Genomic DNA, 886 nt, shown 5'->3' with positions numbered 1-886 from the left:
ATCGCCGAGCGTCTACAGGACAAGATCAAGCTGGCCGAAGCCGAAAAACAGAACAAGCAAGACGCCAACTCGACGAAGATCAGCGACGAGTCGGCGGACAAGTTCCTCGCTTCGCTCTAAGACGATCCCTTCCCTCAGCAGAGTCTCACTCGAGGCTCTGACCTCACCGTCCGGTTACCGCTAGTCGATTTCTTACTCCCGAGAGTCGATACCTGTAAGTTCTGACAGTTGTCCTGGATTTTCTCTGCCTCCAACATGGCTCATGCAAGCGTTCAGTTTGCATTTCAAAAGGAGAACTTCATGACCACTAAAGGTAATGCCATAGGCTTGTTATCAATCAAGATAGCCAAGAACGGCGAACCATCACAAACGATGTCGACACCGTTCATTACGCTTGACCTCAAAAGTAACAATTTGAGTATCGGTGGCTACAATATCGAGCCCGAAGGACTGGAAGGTGCACAAATTGATATTCATGAACAACACATCCAACCTGGCACCTATTTCTTTACAGAAGATTTTAGAGTTGCCGGCTTTTATACTCCACGAATGCAAAATTCCTGGAATGGTGACGTGGGAGGTGAAATCACCTTGATTGAGGTCGACCTCACGAAAAAATTCGTCAGAGGCACTGCCAAATTCAAAGCAGTTAGCAAGTACGACGACTCATACGCCGAAGTTGACTTCAATTTTTCTTTAACAGGTGCACAGTAACCACAAAAAATCTGCCCCTCAAAAATGAGGGGCAACCGTGCAGTTGCTACTCGAGTTTCAACGTCTCATTGAACTGACTGATCGCATCCACCACATGCCGCGATCCCTGCTGAATCTCCCGAATCGCATCCCCCGCCTCGTTCGCCAGTTCCACCCCGAGCCCGGTGCGGCT

General features: G+C 49.0%; 1 protein-coding gene. It reads left to right on the top strand.

Annotated features, from left to right (window positions below; all coding sequences use genetic code 11):
* Positions 1-300: 300 nt before the first annotated feature.
* The gene (locus tag ACTJK7_RS29060) at positions 301-714 is read left to right on the top strand and encodes a hypothetical protein (protein ID WP_108563056.1); all 414 of its coding nucleotides are present in this window, start codon (positions 301-303) and stop codon (positions 712-714) included.
* Positions 715-886: the final 172 nt, after the last annotated feature.

This window comes from Pseudomonas sp. 22085 (assembly GCF_052045815.1).
Lineage (GTDB): Bacteria > Pseudomonadota > Gammaproteobacteria > Pseudomonadales > Pseudomonadaceae > Aquipseudomonas > Aquipseudomonas glycinae.
Note: the sequence above shows the minus strand (reverse complement) of the source record. Positions and strands in the feature narration are given on the sequence as shown.